The following is a 19,552-nucleotide window of genomic DNA, read 5'->3' as shown; positions in this document are numbered from 1 at the left end:
GGCATTGCAATATGTGTCCGCCAGATTCCATACGCGCAGCGCCTCGATAAGAGGACGTAAAAGGTGCCTTCCCGTCACCGGGACCGCTTCGCGCTTATGGCACAATGCCCCGCTTTCGACTGACTCGTTTTCTCGATGTCCAATCTGCCTGCTTCCGTCCTGCAAAAGATTGTGTCGCTGATCGCGGCCGAACTGTCCGTGCAACCCCGCCAGGTTGCAGCTGCCGTCGAACTGCTCGACGAGGGTGCCACGGTGCCGTTTATCGCCCGCTACCGCAAGGAAGTGACCGGCAATCTCGATGACACGCATTTGCGTACGCTGGAAGAACGCCTGCTGTACCTGCGCGACATGGAAGATCGACGTGCCACGATCCTGGCCTCGATCGAGGAACAGGGCAAGCTGACCGACGAACTGCGCGCTGCCATTGAAGCGGCCGACACCAAGCAGACGCTCGAAGATCTCTACCTGCCCTACAAGCCGAAACGCCGTACACGCGCCCAGATTGCGCGCGAATGCGGTCTCGAGCCGCTGGCGCAGGCACTGCTGGCCGACCCGACGCTCGACCCGCAGGCCGAAGCCGCCAAATTCGTCAACGGCAACCCCACTGCCGAAGGTGGCGTGCCCGACGTAAAGGCCGCACTGGACGGCGCCCGCGACATCCTGTCCGAGCAGTTTGGCGAAACCGCCGAGTTGCTGGGCAAGCTGCGCGAGCACCTGTGGAACAACGGCGTGGTGTCGTCGTCGGTCATGGAAGGCAAGGAGACCGCCGAGGAAGAGAAGTTCCGCGACTACTACCAGTACAGCGAAACGATCCGCACGGTGCCGTCGCACCGCGCGCTGGCACTGTTCCGCGGCCGCAATGCCGGCGTGCTGATGGTCAAGCTGGGCCTGGGCGAGGAACAGGACGCCATGGTGCCGCATCCATGCGAAGGCATGATTGCGCGCCATGTGGGCATCCAGAACCAGAACCGCCCGGCCGACAAGTGGCTTGGCGATGTCTGCCGCTGGTGCTGGCGCGTCAAGGTGCAGCCGCACCTGGAAACCGAACTGCTGACGCAATTGCGCGAAACCGCCGAGGGCGAAGCCATCAAGGTGTTCGGCCGCAACCTTCACGAACTGTTGCTGGCCGCGCCGGCCGGCCCGAAGTCCGTGATGGGCGTCGATCCGGGCATCCGCACGGGCTGCAAGATCGCCGTGGTCGACCATACGGGCAAGCTGCTCGACACCGCGACGATCTACCCGCACGAACCGCGCCGCGACTGGGCCGGCTCGCTGGCCACCTTGGCTCGCCTGGCAAAACAGCACAACGTGGCACTATGCTCGATCGGCAACGGCACCGCCAGCCGTGAGACCGACAAGCTCGTGCAGGACCTGATGAAAGGCGCACCCGAGCTGAAGCTGACCAAGATCGTGGTCAGCGAAGCGGGCGCCTCGGTCTACTCCGCATCGGAACTGGCCGCCAAGGAGTTCCCGGAGCTCGACGTTTCGCTGCGTGGCGCAGTGTCGATCGCACGCCGCCTGCAGGACCCGCTGGCCGAACTCGTCAAGATCGACCCGAAATCGATCGGCGTGGGCCAGTACCAGCACGATGTGAACCAGCGCGAACTGGCCCGTGCGCTCGATGCCGTGGTCGAAGATTGCGTGAACGCCGTGGGCGTGGATGTGAACACCGCTTCCGCCCCGCTGCTGGCGCGTGTCTCGGGCCTGAACTCGGTACTGGCGCGCAATATCGTCGACTATCGCGATGCCAATGGCGCGTTCGCCAACCGGGACTCGCTGAAGAAGGTGCCGCGCCTTGGTGACAAGACGTTCGAACAGGCCGCCGGCTTCCTGCGCGTCAACGATGGCGACAATCCGCTGGACCGCTCGTCGGTGCACCCTGAAGCGTACCCGGTGGTTCAAAAGATCCTGGACCACATCAAGAAGGGCCTGCCCGACGTGATGGGCAACCGTGACGCGCTGCGTGGCGTGTCTGCACAGCAGTTCGCCGATGACAAGTTCGGGCTGCCTACCGTGCGCGACATCCTGACCGAACTCGAGAAGCCGGGTCGCGACCCGCGCCCCGAGTTCAAGACCGCGACGTTCCAGGAAGGCGTGGAAGACGTCAAGGACCTGCAACCCGGCATGATCCTGGAAGGCGTGGTCACCAACGTGGCAGCCTTCGGCGCGTTCGTCGATATCGGCGTGCACCAGGACGGCCTGGTCCATATCTCGGCGCTGTCGAGCAAGTTCGTCAAGGACGCGCACGAAGTGGTCAAGGCCGGCCAGATCGTGAAGGTCAAGGTGATGGAAGTGGACATCAAGCGCAACCGTATCGGCTTGACCATGCGTCTGGACGACGAGCCGGGCCAAGCCGCGGCACGTACCGGTGGCGGCGATCGCCCTGCCGATCGTGGCCAGCGCAACGGTGGCAATCGCGGCGGCAACGCTGGCCGTCGCGAGCCGGAACAGCAAGGCGCGCTAGCCGCAGCATTTGCGAAGCTGAAGCGCTAGGCAACTCGACATCGCAAACTAAAACGCCCCGCATCTGCGGGGCGTTTTGCATGCCAGACCAGGAACTCAGATCTCCACCTTCGTCCCCAACTCCACTACGCGGTTGGCCGGAATCGAGAAGAAGTCCGACGGCTTGGCGCCGTTCTGATGCATCCACGCGAACAGGCTTTCGCGCCACATTGACATGCCGGGCAGCTTCGACGGAATCACCGTTTCGCGGGCGATGAAGAACGATGTTTCCATCAACTCGAAATGCATGTCTAGCTTGCGCTGGGCAAGGTCCAGCACGCGCTGCACGTCCGGGGTCTCCTTGAAACCGTACTCCGACCGCAGGATGAACACGCCACCGCCCAGGTCCTTGCAGGTCAGGCGATGATCGTCGTCGACGTAAGGAATATCGCGCGTCACAAAGCTCAGGAACACCACGCGCTCATGTAGCACGCGGTTGTGCTTGAGGTTGTGCAGCAACGACACGGGCACCGAGTCGGTACTGCCGGTCAGGAACACTGCGGTGCCTTCGACGCGGTGCGGCGGATGGGCCAGCAGGCCGGCAATGAACGGCTCCAGCGGAATACCGTCTTCAAGACTGCGCGCGCGCAGCAGCTTGCGCCCGCTATGCCAGGTCATCAGCAGGAAGAACGCCGTGGAGCCCATCAGCAGCGGGAACCAGCCGCCCTCGGCCACCTTGAGCAGGTTAGCCGCGAAAAACGCCAGGTCCACCACCAGGAACGTCGAACCAAGCACCGTCACCAGCACCGGATTCCACTTCCAGAAGCGCCGCATGACGATGACCGCAAGGAACGTCGTGATCAGCATGGTCGTGGTCACGGCGATACCGTAGGCGGCTGCCAGGTTCTCCGACTTCTTGAACGACAACACCACGCATATCACGAGCACCAGCAGCGCCCAGTTGATGACCGGCAGGTAGATCTGGCCAATTTCCGCCGCCGAGGTGTACTGGATGCGCATGCGTGGCAGGAAACCAAGCTGAATGGCCTGGCTGGTCAGCGAGAATGCACCCGAGATCACCGCCTGCGATGCAATCACCGTAGCCGCCGTGGCCAGCAGCACCATCGGTAATTGCAATAGCTCCGGCACCATCAGGAAGAATGGATTGGCAATGGCTTCGGGATTGACAAGCAACATGGCACCCTGGCCGAAGTAATTGAGCATCAGGCATGGCATCACCAGCACGAACCAGCCGTAGCGGATCGGCTTCGCGCCGAAGTGGCCCATGTCGATATACAACGCCTCGGCGCCCGTCAGCACCAGGAACACACTACCCAGCACGATAAAGGCCTGCAGCGAGTGTTCGATCAGGAACGACACGCCATACCAGGGGTTGATGGCCTTCAGGATCACCGGCGACTGCATCAGGTTGAACACGCCCAACGCGCCCAACGCAAGGAACCACGCCACCATGATCGGGCCGAACAGCTTGCCCACCGCGCTGGTGCCGTGACGCTGGATAAAGAACAGCACGCACAGGATCGAGAGCGTGATCGGGATCACGAAATGCGACAGCGCCGGCGAAGCGATTTCCAGCCCTTCCACGGCGGAAAGCACCGAGATCGCGGGCGTGATCACCGCGTCACCATAGAACATGCAGGCGCCGAAGATGGCCGACATCATGATCAGCTTCGCCATGCGCGAGCGTGGCGCCGCCGTGCGCAATGCCAGCGCCATCAGCGCCAGCACCCCGCCCTCGCCGTCGTTGTCGGCCCGCATCACGAACAGGACGTACTTGATCGAAACGACGATGATCATCGCCCAGAACAGCAGCGAGATGATGCCGAGGACCGCCTCGGGGCTGAACGGAATGCCGTGATCCTTGCTGAAGCATTCCTTCAGGGCATAGAGAGGGCTGGTGCCGATGTCGCCAAAGACGACACCGATTGCGCCTATCACGAGCGCACGTGTGCTCGGACTCTCAACGAAATAGTGACTGGTGGTTGCGGACTGGGTCATGGAATTGGGTCAGGTGGACCAGCTCGCGCCTCCCGTACCCGGCGCAGGTTGCCATGGCATGGCATCCGGCAAGCAACCCCACAAAAGTGGATTTTCAGGCACAGTTTCTCTCACGCAAGCGGTTCCGGTCCCCGATGGGGCGTATTGGCCTTCTCTGCTTCTATTGCATTGCACAAACGCGCGCATTCTAGATGAAGTGCCGTAAGACGACCACTATGGAAATGCCGAAGCCGGCGACGCAACCGAACAAGCATGGGAAAGAAGCTGAGCGCGGTCAAGCCCTGGCAGCATTGTGATGGTGGGTTCGCCCACCATCGGAGCGTGGCGAGCGCACGACATAAAGTGACTTTAAAGACTCTTTTTGGACTCTTGCGTCAGACGCCGAGATAGCGGTCGAGGGCGGCAGGCGCCGCAGCCAGTTCCGCGGCCGGCCCGGCCATCACGACCAGGCCTTTTTCAAGCACCACCACGCGCTCGGCATGAGCGAGCACCGCGCGGTAGTTGCGATCGACCACGATCGAGGCAATGCCGGTGGCGCGCACCGTGGCGATGACATTCCAGATCTCATGGACGATCTTTGGCGCCAGCCCTTCGGTGGCCTCGTCAAGGATCAGGCAATCGGGATTGGTCATCAGCGCGCGGCCGATCGACAGCATTTGCTGCTCGCCACCGGACAACTGTTGTCCGCCGTGCGACAGACGCTCCTTGAGGCGCGGGAACAGGTCGAGCACGCGCGCTTCGTCCCAGTCCTTGCGCCCATTGCAACCGGGCCTGGCCGCCATCAGCAGATTCTCGCGTACGCTCAGGTTCGGGAAGATGCCGCGCCCTTCCGGCACATAGGCCACGCCAAGCCGGGCCACTTCATACGGTCGCGCACGCGACATGTCACGCGCAGCCACGCGGATCTGGCCTTCACGTTCGCGTACATGGCCCAGCAGGGTCCGCAACAGCGTGCTCTTGCCCATGCCGTTACGGCCCAGCAGCCCGACGGTCTCGCCTGCGCCCACACGGAAATCGATCCCGCGCAGCACATGGCTCGAACCGTACCAGGCGTTGATGCCCGTGGCTTCAATAATGGCGGCGGCGCTCATGCTGCGCCCTCCTCTTCACCCAGGTAGGCCAGTTGCACCTCGTGGTTGGCCCGTATGCCGGCCGGGTCGCCCGAGGCGATCACCGTGCCGTTGACCATCACCGTGATACGGTCCGCCACGGCAAACACGGCTTCCATGTCATGTTCGACCAGCAGGATCGCATGCCCTTCGCGCAACCCGCGCAGCAGGTCGAGCATGCGGGCCGACTCCTCGGCGCCCATGCCCGCCAGCGGTTCATCCAGCAACAGTGCCACCGGTTCGGTGGCCAGGCACATCGCTACTTCGAGCTGGCGCTTCTGGCCGTGGGCGAGTTCGCTGGCCACGCGTCCGGCATGCTGGCTCAGCCCCGCGCGCTCGAGCGCCTCGTCAGCCAGGGCACGGCTGGTACGGCAGGCTTGCGCGGGCTCCCAGAGCCTCCAGGCGCGCTGGGCGCGGGACTGCGCGGCTAGCCGGCAATTCTCGCGCACGGTCAGGGGCAGGAAGATGTTGTTGCGCTGGTAGCTACGCCCGACACCATGCCGCGCCAGTTTCGGCTGCGCCCACCCAGTCACGTCCTGTCCCTGCAGATACAGCCGGCCTTCCGACGGCGCCAGCTCGCCCGACAACAGGTTGATCAGTGTCGACTTGCCCGCGCCATTGGTGCCAATCACGGCGTGGATCTCGTTCAGATGCAGCGACAGGTCAACCTGGTTGACCGCGGTCAGGCCACCAAAGCGCCGCGACAACATCTGCGCCTGCATCACGGGAAGCGACGCAGCTGGCGGAACCGGCGTACCCGACATAAGCGATGTACCGGTGCTCATGTTGCCTCCCGGCCGTGCGTATTCGACCCCGGCGCCGCACCGTCACGGCGCGTGCGACGCGGCGAGCGATGGCGCAATACCGCGGGCACGCTCACCAGCCCGCGCGGCAGCAGCGCCACGGCGGCAATGATGAAGGCCCCCATCAACAGTTGCCAGTGCCTGGTCATGGCGCTGAAACATTCCGCCAGCAGCACGAACGAAAACGCCCCCAGCACCGCGCCGGCCAGACTGCCCACGCCGCCCAGGATCACCATCAGCATCGCGTTGCCGGACTGGTGCCACGACGCGATCTCGGGATTCACGAAGCCGAACTGGATGGCATAAAGGTAGCCAGCCAGCCCGGCCAGCATGCCGCCCGCGACAAACGCGCCGAGCTGGTAGCGGTAGGTCGCGTACCCGGCCGCGCGCATGCGCTGCTCGTTATGCCGGATACCCACCAGGGCATGACCGAAGCGCGAGCGCAGCAACAGTGCCAGCAGCGCCAGCGTCAGCACCAGCGCGGCCAGCACCAGCCAGTAGAACTGCACCGGCTCGTTGACCGTCAGCGGCCGCTCCGAGAATAGCCCGAACTCCGGCCGGAAATAGATATAGGTGCCATCGCTGCCGCCGGCAATCTTGGTGTCGTGAAAAACGAAGTACACCATCTGCGCAAACGCCAGCGTCACCATGATGAAGTAGATGCCTCGCGTTCGGAGCACCAGCGCGCCGACAACCAGCGCCAGCGCTCCCGCGGCACCTACCGCACCGAGCAGCAGCAACCAGCCATTGCCCGCCCCGCTCTCGGGCGCCAGCATCGCCGTGGCATAGGCCGACATGGCGAAGTACGCGGCGTGCCCCAGGCTGACCAGTCCCGTATAGCCAATCAGCAATTGCAGGGACAGCGCGAAGATCGCCATGATCATGACCTTGCTGAGCAGCTCGATGTAGTACTTGTGACTGTCGGCGCTCAGCACCAGCGGCGCGGCACACAGCACGGCCAGTGCCATGATCCAGCCTGCCGCCGCCAGCCACGCGGGCCGCCCCACTTCGCGTTGCCCGGGCGTCGAGAAATCGGTTTGCATGTCAGTCGTTTCCTGCTCAACCCGCGCGGAACAGCCCTTGCGGCTTCCACAGCAAGATCACGGCCATCAACAGGTACACGAGCACACCGGCCGCATCCTGCCAGAACACCTTGCCGAAGGTATCGACAAAACCGATCAGCAGCGACGCCACCATGGCGCCCTTGACCGAACCGATACCACCTATCACCACCACCACGAAGCAGATGATCAATACCTGCCCGCCCATACCCGGATACACGGACGAGACCGGTGACGCGATCATTCCCGCCAGCACGGCCAGCGCCACGCCCAGCGCGAAGACAAAACGGTAGAGCACGGTCACATTGATGCCAAGCGATTGCACCATCTCGCGATTGGTAGCACCCGCGCGGATCATCATGCCCACCCGCGTGCGGCGAATCACGTAATACATCGCACCCGCCACCAGCAGGCAGACCGCCGAGATAAACAGCCGGTACACCGGATAGGTCATGTCATTGCCGATCGGCAGCGCCCCGTCGAGCAGCGCCGGTACTGGCACGCCATGCACGTCGTCTCCCACCAGGAGGCTGCGCAATTCCTCGAACACCAGGATCAGGCCGTATGTCATCAGCACCTGCTGCAGGTGATCGCGCTGGTACAGGTAGCTGAAGAACGCCCATTCGAGCACGTAGCCAAACAGCACGGCCAGCACAATGCCCAGCGGCAGCGCGATGAACAGGTTGCCCGTCAGGCTGGCCAGCGTGAATGCCAGATAGGCACCCAGCATGTAGAAGCTGCCATGGGCGAGGTTGATCACGCCCATGATGCCGAAGATCAGCGTCAGCCCACTGGCCACCAGGAACAGCAGCAGGCCGTACTGCACGCTGTTCAGGCACTGGATCAGGAAGGAAACAACATCCATCGCTATGCCATCCGTCGCGGCCGGCGCATCAGAGACGGCAACCGCGTGCCGGGTCGGCCAGCGCCTTGACCGCCACGCTGCTGACCTTGTTCTCGCGGCCATCGACACGGCGCAGGTAGAAGTCCTGCACCGGGTTATGGGCTTTCGACAGCGTGAACGTGCCGCGCGGGCTGTCCACCTTGGCTGTCTCCATGGCCTTGATGATCTCGGGCTTGCGCGTCATGTCGCCCTTGACCGCACCGGCACCTGCCGCCAGCAGTTGGGCCGCGTCGTAGCCCTGCACCGCGTAGACGTCGGGTTGCAGTTTGAAGGTCTTGGCGTAATCGAGACGGAAGGTCTTGTCACGCGCATTGGCCAGGCCATCGGCATAGTGCAGCGTGGTTTCCAGCCCTTGCGCGGCCGCGCCTTGCGCTTCGAGCGTGCCATCGGTCAGGAAGCCCGAGCCGTACAGCGGAATCTTGTCCTTGAGGCCCGCAGCCTGCCAGTCCTTGACGAACTTGACCGCACCGCCGCCGGCAAAGAACACGAACACGGCATCGGGCTTCAGCGATGCCACTTCAGTGATCAGCGCCTGGAATTCCACGTTCGGGAATGGCAGGCTCAACTCCTTCACCACCTTGCCGCCCTTGGCCTCGAACGCTTCCTTGAAGCCCTTGACCGACTGTTCACCCGCCGCGTACTTCCACGTCAGCGTGACCACCTTCTTCAGGCCCCGCTCACCGAGCACATGGCCCATGGCATAACCGGGCTGCCAGTTCGAAAACGACGAGCGGAAGATATTGGGCCCACACAGCGGCCCCGTGGCTTCATCCACGCCGGCGTTCGGAATGATCAGCAGCGTGTTATTTTCCTTGGCGACCTTGACGATCCCCATCTGCACGCCGGAATGCACGGTGCCCACTACGACATCGACCTGGTCGCGCCGGATCAGTTTGGTGGCGTTTTCCGGGGCCTTGGCCGGATCGGATTCGTCATCGACCTTGAAATATTCCACATCGCGCCCGCCGAGCTTGCCACCTTGCTGCTGCACATACATCCGGAAACCGTTCTCGATGGCGGTGCCGAGCGCCGCATAGGTGCCCGTGTACGGCAGCATGAAGCCGACCTTGATCTTGCCACCCGCCGCCGGGGCGGCCGGGGCGGCGGTTTGGGCCACGGCGCCGGAACCGGCGGCCAGCACTGCTGCGGCGCCAAATGAAACCGTCAGTCGACGAGCGTGCAGCAGCCTGCGCAATGCATCGCGATGCATGGAATCTCCTCCTGGTGGTCTGAAGCCGATGGGCGCCGCGCAGCATTGGCCGGGGTCGTTCCGGCCATCGTCGCCAATTATTTTAGGATTGAAGTATGTGTGGTTATAAACGCCGCGCTCGCCGCCGTCAATGCACCCGTCTGGTCGCGGTGTGGCGAGTGCCCACAGCGCGCGAGTTTAAGCAGTACGGTTTGCGGGGCATATCGATGGATACCCTCTATCTGTGCCATGGTGCCGTATTCATCGTCCTCGCCCTGCACCGCAAGCACCGGGCAGCGAATATCGGCCAGCAACGGGCGCAGGTCAAAACGGCGGAAGTCAGGGTTCAGCCAGATATCGTTCCAGCCCCAGAATGCCGACTCCACATCGTGATGATGGCGCGCCAGCCGTGCGCGCAGATCGGTGCCCAGGTACGTCTCGCGCGTGGCGGCAATGCTGTGCACCGACAGGTCCTCGACGACGATATGCGGCGCCAGCACCGTCAGGCCATCCACGGCATCGGGAAAACTTGCACCGTAGATCAGTGCAATCGATCCCCCATCGCTATGGCCCAGCAGCCAGGGCCTGCCATGGCGGCGACCCGGGCCAATTTCGAGGGCCTCGAACAGCGCCGGCAACGCCTCGCGTGCCTGGCGATGCATGAAATCGACACCCCATTTTTCTGCCGGAGGCCGCGCCGTGGACCGGCCATAACCATAGCGCGAGAACACCAGCCCGCGGAAATCGCCCGCTTCGCAGACCTGGCGCGGAAAGTCGCGCCACATGCTGATCGAGCCGAGCCCTTCATGCAGAAATACCACCAGGGGACGCCGCATGCGGTCCGCGCGTAACCACTGGCATTCGATATCGATCTGCCGCCCGTCGAACGGGATACGAACCAGTTCACTGCTCATTTCACCACCCATTTCACCATCCACGTCGCCTGCATGCCATCAGCCTTGTCACGGCCGGCGCGCCGCTTCTTCACGCTGACGCAATCGGAAACGCTGGATCTTGCCCGTCGCGGTCTTGGGCAACTCGTCCACGCATTCAATCTGGCGCGGATACTTGTACGGCGCCAGTTTCGTTTTGACGAAGGCCTGCAACTCGGCCGCCATCCCGTCGTGCCACTGCTGCCCCGGGCGCAGCACCACGAACGCCTTGGGCTTGACCAGGTCGGCGGCATCGGCCACCCCTATCACCGCGGCTTCCAGGATTGCGGGGTGCTGGGCCAGCGCCGCCTCCACTTCGAACGGCGATACGTAGATTCCGCCCACCTTGAGCATGTCGTCGCTGCGGCCCGCATAGGTGTAGTAGCCATCGGTATCGCACACATACTTGTCACCACTGCGCGTCCACACGCCCACGAACGTGTCACGGCTCTTGTCGCGATTGGACCAGTACATCAGCGCTGCGGAAGGACCCTTGATGTAGAGATCGCCGATTTCCCCGGCGGCACATGGCTCGCCACGCTCGTCGAGCAGCTTCAGTTCATAGCCTGGCACTGGCCTGCCGGTAGTGCCGTAGCGCACGTCTCCAGGCCGGTTGGACAGGAAGATGTGCAGCATCTCGGTCGAACCTATGCCGTCAAGGATGTCGCACCCGAAATGCGCCAGGAAACGATCGCCAATATCGCGCGGCAACGCCTCGCCGGCCGAGGTACAGACGCGCAGGGCCACATTGCCGCGCGCCGGCAGATCGGCTGCGGCCAGCATGCCTGCGAACAGCGTGGGCACGCCGCAGAAGATCGTGGGCCGATACTCGGTCAGGCGCCGGAACACCGCTTGCGGTGTCGGCCGTTCGGCCATCAGCACCGTGGTCGCGCCGACCGACAGCGGGAACGTCAGCGCATTGCCAAGCCCATAGGCGAAGAACAGCTTGGCAGCCGAAAACACGACATCGTCCTCGCGCATGCCGAGCACCTGGCGCGCATACAGGTCGGCGGTATGGAACAGGTTGTCATGCGTGTGCACGGTGCCTTTGGGCCGCCCCGTCGAGCCCGATGAATAGAGCCAGAATGCCATGTCGTCGGGACCGGTCGGCGCCACTGTCGCGAGTGCCCCGGCATTGGCCAGCATATTGGCCAACGTTACCGTCGCCTGCTCCGCAGCCTCATTGCCGTACGGCGCGGCGACGATCAAGTCGGGTGCCAGTGCCGCCTTGTCGAGCGCGGCACGCATGGTCGGCAGCAACGGCGCAGATACCACCACGGCACGCGCGCCGCTGTGTTCTAGCATGTACGCGTAGTCGTCAGCAGTCAGCAATGTGTTGACTGCCACCGGCACCACGCCGGCCAGCAGGCAGCCCAGGAATACGGTGGGGAAATCGATGGTGTCGAGTGCGCACAGCAATATGCGCTCGTCGCGCCGGAAGCCAGCCTCATGCAGCGCCGCGGCAAACCGGCGGCAACGCGTATCGAGTTCAGCAAAGCTGACGCTGCCCATATCGTCGATATAGGCGGTCTTGGCGCCGCGGCCTGCCAGAAGGTTGCGCGTCAGCAGGTCATCGGCAGCGTTATATCGCGCCGGCAATACCGCTACCGTGGTGTCGCTCACCGGCGCCGGAACCACGTTGGATACAACCGGGGACACCGCGTCTGTCGCCGTGCCGGCAACGGGCGCAATGCTGGTGATCGGGGGCGTCATGTCTCCACTCCTCTGGCCATCGGAATCGTCATCGCGCCATCGCGCGTGCCCGATATGGCTTCAGCTGGTGTTCTTGTAACGACAGCGCCTTCCTCTCCGCCGCCGATTTTTATGCATTTTATTTCATATCAACTACTATGCAAGCAAGGGTATGCACTATATAACTTCAATCAGGCCGAGCCGCCGCGGACTTTGCTGAACGCATACTTGCTGCCCGTATAATGCCCGCGCCCAGCCCTACCCATATTCAAGAATCCAAGCATGCGTCGTGATCCGGAAACGCTTCTGACTCCCGATACCCGCCCCGACCAACGCACCCCGGCGGAGCGCGACCCCTATCTGACCCAGCTTGGCGAGCGCATCCGGTCGCTACGCGCCGCACGCGGCATGTCGCGCAAGGACCTGGCGCGCGGCGCCGATGTTTCCGAGCGCTACCTGGCCAATCTTGAAACAGGTACGGGCAATGCGTCGGTGCTGCTGCTGCGCCAGGTGGCACATGCCTTGAACGTTCCCCTACCCGTCGTGCTGGCCGAGGTGGACAGCCATGCCGACCCGGCGGGACAAACCGGCCATCGCGCCACCGAATTCTCGCAACTGGTGCAGTGGCTGGCCCAACTGCCAACTGGCGACCTGGCACGCGTGAGCGAGGCAGCGCGCCAGGCACTGTCCCCGGCCGAATCACGCGACGCGCGCCACCGCCGGATTGCCCTGATCGGCCTGCGCGGCGCGGGCAAATCAACGTTGGGGCGCGCGCTGGCCGCCGCCGAAGGCATGCCATTCGTCGAACTCAATACGGCCATCGAGCAGGAAGCCGGCGCCAGCCTGTCCGAAATCCACTCCCTTTATGGGCAGGCCGCGTATCGCCGCTATGAAATGCGCGCGCTCGAGCGCGTGCTGCGCGAGCACGACACAATGGTGCTGGCCACGCCGGGCAGCCTGGTATCGGAACCGGCCACGTTCAACCTGCTGCTGTCACGCTGCTTCACGGTCTGGGTACGCACGTCACCCGAGGAACATATGGCGCGCGTGGTAGCCCAGGGCGACATGCGCCCGATGGAAGGCAACCGCGAGGCCATGACGGACCTGCGCCGCATCCTGCAGGCGCGCACACCACTCTATTCACGCGCCGATGTATCGATCGACACCAGCGGGCAAGACGCCGCATCGTCGTTACAGGCACTCCAGTCCGAACTACGCCCCACCGGCACCTGAGCGCGTTGCCCCCGCGCGGGCCCATGTGCGCCCGCACATCAGGCTGCACTTGCGTCGCCCCATGTCGTGCACTATATTTCATGTCAAACGACATAGCACTATAGTGCACCAAGGAGACAGCCCCCATGCCGACGGATACCGCCACGAGCGCGCCTGCCGCGCCGGTCACGTTTGAGCGACATCCCGACCAATACCGCCATTGGCAACTGAGCTTCGACGGCGCGGTTGCCACACTGGCAATGCATGTGGACGAGGCAGGTGGCTTGCGTCCGGGCTATGCGCTGAAACTCAACTCCTACGATCTCGGCGTGGATATCGAATTGCACGATGCGCTGCAGCGGATCCGGTTCGAGCATCCCGAAGTGCGCACCGTGGTGATCACCAGCACTAGGGACCGCATCTTCTGTTCGGGCGCCAATATCTTCATGCTCGGCAAGTCGAGCCATGCGTGGAAAGTGAACTTCTGCAAGTTCACCAACGAAACGCGCAATGGCATCGAGGATGCCAGCCGCCACTCCGGCATCAAGTTCATTGCAGCCTGCAACGGCACCACGGCAGGCGGCGGATATGAACTGGCACTGGCCTGCGACGAAATCGTGCTGATCGACGACCGCTCGTCGGCCGTCAGCCTCCCTGAGGTGCCCCTGCTCGGCGTGCTGCCGGGAACCGGCGGGCTGACGCGCGTGACCGACAAGCGCCGCGTGCGCCGCGATCACGCCGATATCTTCTGCCTGACCACCGAAGGCGTGCGGGGCCAGCGCGCCCGCGACTGGCGACTGGTGGATGAGGTCGTCAAACCCGCGGCATTTGCGGAGCACGTGCGCGCACGTGCGCTGGCATTGGCCGAACAGAGTGACCGGCCGGCCGGCGCCAGTGGCATTGCCCTGACACCGCTGTCGCGCGAAGTACTGGACGACGGCTACGCATATGAAACGGTGCGTGTCGATATCGACCGTGACGCGCGTCACGCAACGATTACCGTGGCCGCACCCACTGCCACGCCGCCGCAGGAGCTTGACGGCATCGTCGCGGCTGGCGCCGACTGGTGGCCGCTCAAGATGGCACGCGAGCTTGACGATGCCATCCTGACGTTGCGCACCAACCATCTGGACATCGGCATGTGGATCCTCAAGACCGAGGGCGATGCTACCCAGGTGCTGGCTGCCGACAATGCCATGCAAACCCATGCGAACCACTGGTTCGTGCGCGAGACCATCGGCATGCTGCGCCGCACCCTGGCACGGCTCGACGTGTCGTCGCGCAGCCTTTTCGCTTTGATCGAACCGGGCTCATGCTTTGCCGGCACATTGCTGGAACTGGCACTGGCCGCCGATCGAAGCTACATGCTGCAATTGCCAGAGACCCCGGACGACGCACCACGCATCGTGGCAAGTGCCGCCAACTTCGGCTGCTACCCGATGCCGAACGGCCTGACCCGGCTGGCCGCACGGTTCTACGAGGAAGCGGACGCGCTCGCCGCCGTGCGCGAGCAGGCAGGCACGCCGCTCGATGGCCCCGCGGCCGAGGCATTGGGACTGGTCACGGCCGCGCCCGACGACATCGACTGGGCGGACGAAATCCGCATTGCCATCGAGGAACGCGCGAGCCTGTCGCCAGATGCGCTGACCGGGCTTGAAGCCAACCTGCGCTTCGGCGGGCACGAGACCATGGAAACGCGCATCTTCGGGCGCCTGACGGCCTGGCAGAACTGGATCTTCAACCGCCCCAATGCGGTTGGCGAACACGGCGCCCTCAAGGTATTCGGCACCGGCAACAAGGCGCGCTTCGACTGGGACCGGGTCTGACCACTGCCCCGGCATCACCGCCAAATACAAGAGGAGACCCGCGATGAGCATCGACTACAGCCAGAAGATCCCGAACAACGTCAATCTGTCAGAAGACCGCGCGCTGCAACGCGCACTGGAACATTGGCAACCGGCCTTCCTGGACTGGTGGCGCGACATGGGGCCCGACGGATCGCACGAATTCGACGTGTACCTGCGCACCGCGGTATCGGTGGATCCCTCGGGCTGGGCGCACTTCGGCCATGTCAAGATGCCCGACTATCGCTGGGGAATCTTCCTGCAACCGGCCGATGCCGAACGCAAGATCCACTTTGGCGAACACAAGGGCGAAGCCGCGTGGCAGGAAGTGCCCGGCGAACATCGTGCCAACCTGCGCCGCATCATCGTCACGCAGGGCGACACCGAGCCCGCGTCCGTGGAACAGCAACGCCACCTGGGACTGACTGCCCCATCGCTCTATGACCTGCGCAACCTGTTCCAGGTCAACGTGGAGGAAGGCCGCCACCTGTGGGCCATGGTGTACCTGCTGCATCGCCACTTCGGCCGCGACGGCCGCGAGGAGGCGGAAGCGCTACTGGGCCGCCGCTCCGGCGACGAAGACAACCCGCGCATCCTGGGGGCCTTCAATGAACGCACGCCCGATTGGCTGTCGTTCTTCATGTTCACGTACTTCACCGACCGAGACGGCAAGTTCCAGCTGTGCGCACTGGCCGAGTCCGGTTTTGACCCGCTGGCGCGCACCACGCGCTTCATGCTGACCGAGGAAGCTCATCACATGTTTGTGGGCGAATCGGGCGTGTCACGCGTGATCCAGCGCACCTGTGAAGTCATGCGCGAGCGCGATATCCAGGACCCTGCCGATGTGCGTGCCGCGGGCGTGATCGACCTGGAGACCATCCAGCGTTACCTGAACTTCCACTACAGCGTGACCATCGACCTGTTTGGCGCGGACCAGTCGTCGAATGCCGCAACGTTCTACAGCGCAGGCCTCAAGGGTCGGTTCGAGGAAGGCAAGCGCGCGGACGACCACGTGTTGAAAGGCGATGTCTACCGTATTCTCGAAGTAAAGGACGGCAAGCTTGGGGAGCGTGAAGTGCCGATGCTCAATGCCTTGAACGAAGTGCTGCGCGACGACTACATCAAGGATTCCGTGGGCGGGGTGGCGCGCTGGAACAAGGTCATCGAGAAGGCCGGAATCCCGTTCCGCCTGAGCGTGCCGCACAAGGCATTCAACCGCAAGATCGGTTCACTCGCCAACCTGCACGTATCGCCGGCCGGAGAAGTCATCAGCGAAGCCGAATGGAACGCCAGCCAGGACAAATGGCTGGCTACCGACGCCGACCGCAGGTTCGTGGCATCGCTGATGGGCCGCGTGGTGGAACCGGGCAAGTTCGCCAACTGGATCGCGCCACCGGCCATGGGCATCAACCGCCAACCGGTGGACTTCGATTACGTCCGCTTCAACTAAGCCAGCGCATTTCGGAAAACTGATCATGGGCGCCGCCGACATCATCAAGCAACATCTGATCGATCCGGAAATCTGCATTCGCTGCAACACCTGCGAAGACACCTGCCCGATCGATGCCATCACGCACGATGACCGCAACTATGTGGTCAAGGCCGACGTCTGCAATGGCTGCGGAGCCTGCCTGTCGCCGTGCCCCACGGGCGCCATCGACAACTGGCGCACGATGTTCAAGGGTCAGGCATATCCAATCGAGGCCCAGTTGCTGTGGGACGAACTGCCTGCCGAACTGCCGTTGCCGGAAGCCGAGATCGATGCCGCGGCCGCGGCCAACCATGCCATCGAGGAAGCCGGGGCAACCAGCATGCCGGTCGCGGTGCAGCAGGTCGAGACCAGCCGGCACACCTCGGCCAGGGCACCCTGGTCAGCCGCCCATCCCTACCTGAACCTGCACGGCGTGCGCGATCCGTTGACGGCCACCGTGGCAGGCAACTACCGACTCACCGAAGCCGATGCGTCGAGCGATATCCACCATATCGTGCTCGACTTCGGCAACCAGTTCTTTCCGGTGCTCGAAGGCCAGGCCATCGGTGTGGTACCTCCTGGTGTCGATGCGTCGGGCAAGCCGCACTACATCCGCATGTACTCGGTAGCCAGCGCACGCGACGGCGAACGCCCCGGCTACAACAACCTGGCGCTGACCGTGAAACGCGTGGACAGCGACCACGATGGCAAGCCGGTACAAGGCGTAGCTTCGAACTTCCTGTGCGACCTGAACAAGGGCGATACGGTACAGGTGGTCGGACCGTTCGGTAGTACGTTCCTGATGCCAAATCACCAGCAGGCCAGCGTCATGATGATCTGCACCGGTACCGGTTCCGCGCCGATGCGCGCCATGACCGAGCGGATGCGGCGCAACATGCAGCACTTTGGCGGACGCCGGCTGCTGTTCTTCGGCGCACGCAACCAGCGCGAACTGCCCTACTTCGGCCCACTGCTGAAACTGCCAAAGGATTTCCTGGACATCCACTTTGCGTTTTCGCGCGACCCGACTGTGCCGCGTCGCTATGTACAGGACGCAATTCGCGAAGCCTCGGCCGCCGTGGCCGCATTGCTCGCCGACCCCCATGGCTACGTCTATATCTGCGGCCTGCGGGGCATGGAGGAAGGCGTGCTGGAAGCGTTTGGCGATGTATGTGCGGAAGCGGGTCAGTCCTGGCAGGCCGTCGAGGCACAGTTGCGATCCGAAGGCCGATTGCACATCGAAACGTACTAGTTCCGGGTGGGCTGCGCGTGCACTTGGCGCAGCCCATGAATTGCGCCTTCCCTTCTGAAATCGAGCGCCTATAATGTTTCTCAAGAAACAGGAGCATAGGCGATGCAATCGAGGCAGATTCCGGAGACAAACCCCGGCGACAGCCCCGACCGCGGCGTGACGCTAACCAAGGCCGTCATGCGTGCGGCCGGCTTCCTGGGTATCAGCCAGGCTATCGTGGCTAGCGTGCTGGGCATCAGCACCGCATCGGTTTCCCGCATGGCATCGGGCGGGTACATTCTGGACACGCATCGCAAGGAATGGGAATTCGCCGTGCTGTTCGTGCGACTGTTCCGCTCGCTCGACGCGATCCTGGGTCACGACGAGCAGGCCCGACTGTGGCTGACCCACGACAACCTCGCACTTGGCGGCAAGCCGCTCGAACTGATCCGAACCACCGAAGGTCTTGTCCGTGTCGTTCACTACCTGGACGCCACACGCGGTCGCGTCTGAGCGCAAGCCGTTTGCGCTCACGCTCTGGCGGGCCGTCGAGGCCCAGCATGTGGTTTCCACGATGCCGCTGGTAGACACGCTCGAGGAGCAGGCCGTCCTCGAGGCCGTGCTCGACGCCGGCAAACCGGCAATCCCGGTCGACGCACGTCACCTCCATTACCTGATCTTCACACCGTTCCGCTATCCGCCCGCCGAGTGGGGCTCGCGTTTTCGTAGCGACCAGGATCCCGGCGTGTTCTACGGCGCAGAATCCATTCGCACGGCCTGCGCGGAGCTTGGATACTGGCGCTGGAAGTTCCTGCTGGACTGCCCCGACCTGCCGCGCATCGATGCGCGCGCCCAGACCCTGTTCCAGGTCGGCGTCAGAACAGAAGGCGTGGCACTGGACAATGCACCGTTTGCAGACGACGCCGCATACTGGACCGACCCGAACGATCACAGTGCCTGCCAGTCGTTTGCGCGTATCGCGCGCGAAGCCAACATCGGCTTGATCCGCTATACCTCGGTACGCGATCCGGCACCCGGCATCTGCGCCGCAGTGCTGACGCCACGCGCATTCGATCCGCCACAGCCATTGGCTACCACTACGTGGATGCTGACCGTGCGCCACGATCGCGTCATCTGGCAGCGCGACGACCTGCAACAGCGCGACAGTTTCGAGTTCGAAAGCGCGTACTGGCAAGGCCTGCGGCAGCGCACAAGCGAAAGTCCCGCAACGGGCTGAACGCCCCGCACTGGAATCGCTCAAACCAAGTGAGCATGCCGGTTTTCAGGAAGTATTAAGTTCCTGTTGCAATGCGCCAACGGCTGCCCTATAATCTCAGCTTCGACGGACGCGGGGTGGAGCAGTCTGGCAGCTCGTCGGGCTCATAACCCGAAGGTCGCAGGTTCAAATCCTGCCCCCGCAACCAACCGAACCAGCGAAGTCATCAATATCGATCGTTCGGTACCCGTCGCACAGCAAACCCGCCCACTGGCGGGTTTTTTGTTTTTCAGCGCCCGTCTCGTTGTATCCCCTTTCGTTGCGGCCATTGGTTGTGCCCATGGCCCGCAACGCCGTAATGCGCGGCACCCCACGCCGGCAACCAAGCGAGGGGCCGGCGCGGTGATACACTTGCCCCCATTCTTCC

General features: G+C 63.5%; 16 protein-coding genes and 1 tRNA gene. 8 read left to right on the top strand and 9 right to left on the bottom strand.

Annotation, left to right across the window (positions count from 1 at the left end):
• Positions 1–135 precede the first annotated feature (135 nt).
• Entirely contained in the window at positions 136–2,493 is a 2,358-nt protein-coding gene (locus ACO550_RS25525; protein ID WP_315597806.1) for a Tex-like N-terminal domain-containing protein, read from the top strand.
• Between the two features lie 66 nt (positions 2,494–2,559).
• Here the strand turns inward: ACO550_RS25525 and ACO550_RS25520 are convergent, their stop codons facing one another.
• From ACO550_RS25520 to ACO550_RS25485, 8 genes are all read right to left on the bottom strand, one after another.
• Positions 2,560–4,461 (bottom strand): KUP/HAK/KT family potassium transporter, encoded by a 1,902-nt coding sequence (locus ACO550_RS25520; protein ID WP_315597805.1) that lies wholly within the window; start codon positions 4,459–4,461, stop codon positions 2,560–2,562.
• 374 nt (positions 4,462–4,835) lie between these two features.
• Positions 4,836–5,552, bottom strand: a complete 717-nt coding sequence (locus ACO550_RS25515; RefSeq protein ID WP_315597804.1) for an ABC transporter ATP-binding protein — start codon at positions 5,550–5,552, stop codon at positions 4,836–4,838.
• Positions 5,549–6,334, bottom strand: coding sequence for an ABC transporter ATP-binding protein (locus ACO550_RS25510; RefSeq protein ID WP_485995002.1), 786 nt, complete (start codon positions 6,332–6,334; stop codon positions 5,549–5,551). Before ACO550_RS25510 ends, ACO550_RS25515 begins: the two co-directional genes overlap by 4 nt.
• 17 nt (positions 6,335–6,351) lie before the next feature.
• Complete coding sequence (locus ACO550_RS25505) at positions 6,352–7,416, bottom strand: branched-chain amino acid ABC transporter permease (RefSeq protein ID WP_315597802.1); 1,065 nt, start codon at positions 7,414–7,416, stop codon at positions 6,352–6,354.
• Positions 7,417–7,432: 16 nt separating this feature from the next.
• Positions 7,433–8,299, bottom strand: a complete 867-nt coding sequence (locus ACO550_RS25500) for a branched-chain amino acid ABC transporter permease (RefSeq protein WP_315597801.1) — start codon at positions 8,297–8,299, stop codon at positions 7,433–7,435.
• Between the two features lie 28 nt (positions 8,300–8,327).
• Positions 8,328–9,548: an ABC transporter substrate-binding protein gene (locus tag ACO550_RS25495; protein ID WP_315597800.1), complete on the bottom strand. Its 1,221-nt coding sequence runs from the start codon at positions 9,546–9,548 to the stop codon at positions 8,328–8,330.
• Positions 9,549–9,625: 77 nt separating this feature from the next.
• A complete protein-coding gene (locus tag ACO550_RS25490; RefSeq protein ID WP_315597799.1) occupies positions 9,626–10,441 on the bottom strand; it encodes an alpha/beta fold hydrolase in 816 nt (271 codons plus the stop codon).
• Positions 10,442–10,489: 48 nt separating this feature from the next.
• Entirely contained in the window at positions 10,490–12,172 is a 1,683-nt protein-coding gene (locus ACO550_RS25485; protein WP_315597798.1) for a benzoate-CoA ligase family protein, read from the bottom strand.
• Between the two features lie 261 nt (positions 12,173–12,433).
• Between ACO550_RS25485 and ACO550_RS25480 the strand changes: the two genes are divergently transcribed.
• The 7 genes from ACO550_RS25480 to ACO550_RS25450 all read left to right on the top strand — a co-directional run bounded on the left by ACO550_RS25480 (position 12,434) and on the right by ACO550_RS25450 (position 19,333).
• Positions 12,434–13,384: a shikimate kinase gene (locus ACO550_RS25480; protein WP_315597797.1), complete on the top strand. Its 951-nt coding sequence runs from the start codon at positions 12,434–12,436 to the stop codon at positions 13,382–13,384.
• A gap of 125 nt (positions 13,385–13,509) precedes the next feature.
• A complete protein-coding gene (boxC, locus tag ACO550_RS25475) occupies positions 13,510–15,189 on the top strand; it encodes a 2,3-epoxybenzoyl-CoA dihydrolase (protein ID WP_315597796.1) in 1,680 nt (559 codons plus the stop codon).
• A 43-nt stretch (positions 15,190–15,232) separates the two neighbouring features.
• On the top strand, positions 15,233–16,657 hold the full coding sequence (gene boxB, locus ACO550_RS25470; protein ID WP_315597795.1) for a benzoyl-CoA 2,3-epoxidase subunit BoxB: 1,425 nt from the start codon (positions 15,233–15,235) through the stop codon (positions 16,655–16,657).
• A 25-nt stretch (positions 16,658–16,682) separates the two neighbouring features.
• The gene (boxA, locus tag ACO550_RS25465; RefSeq protein WP_315597794.1) at positions 16,683–17,930 is read left to right on the top strand and encodes a benzoyl-CoA 2,3-epoxidase subunit BoxA; all 1,248 of its coding nucleotides are present in this window, start codon (positions 16,683–16,685) and stop codon (positions 17,928–17,930) included.
• 102 nt (positions 17,931–18,032) lie between these two features.
• Positions 18,033–18,422 (top strand): antitoxin Xre/MbcA/ParS toxin-binding domain-containing protein, encoded by a 390-nt coding sequence (locus tag ACO550_RS25460; RefSeq protein WP_315597793.1) that lies wholly within the window; start codon positions 18,033–18,035, stop codon positions 18,420–18,422.
• Positions 18,382–19,146, top strand: coding sequence for an RES family NAD+ phosphorylase (locus ACO550_RS25455; RefSeq protein WP_315597792.1), 765 nt, complete (start codon positions 18,382–18,384; stop codon positions 19,144–19,146). Before ACO550_RS25460 ends, ACO550_RS25455 begins: the two co-directional genes overlap by 41 nt.
• A gap of 110 nt (positions 19,147–19,256) precedes the next feature.
• A tRNA-Met gene (locus ACO550_RS25450) sits at positions 19,257–19,333 on the top strand.
• Here ACO550_RS25450 and ACO550_RS25445 read toward each other — a convergent pair.
• A complete protein-coding gene (locus tag ACO550_RS25445; protein WP_315597791.1) occupies positions 19,312–19,467 on the bottom strand; it encodes a hypothetical protein in 156 nt (51 codons plus the stop codon). The two genes, ACO550_RS25450 and ACO550_RS25445, sit on opposite strands and share 22 nt — an antisense overlap.
• Positions 19,468–19,552 lie beyond the last annotated feature (85 nt).

The organism is Cupriavidus sp. (assembly GCF_057315035.1).
This window is presented reverse-complemented; position numbering and strand designations above follow the sequence as displayed.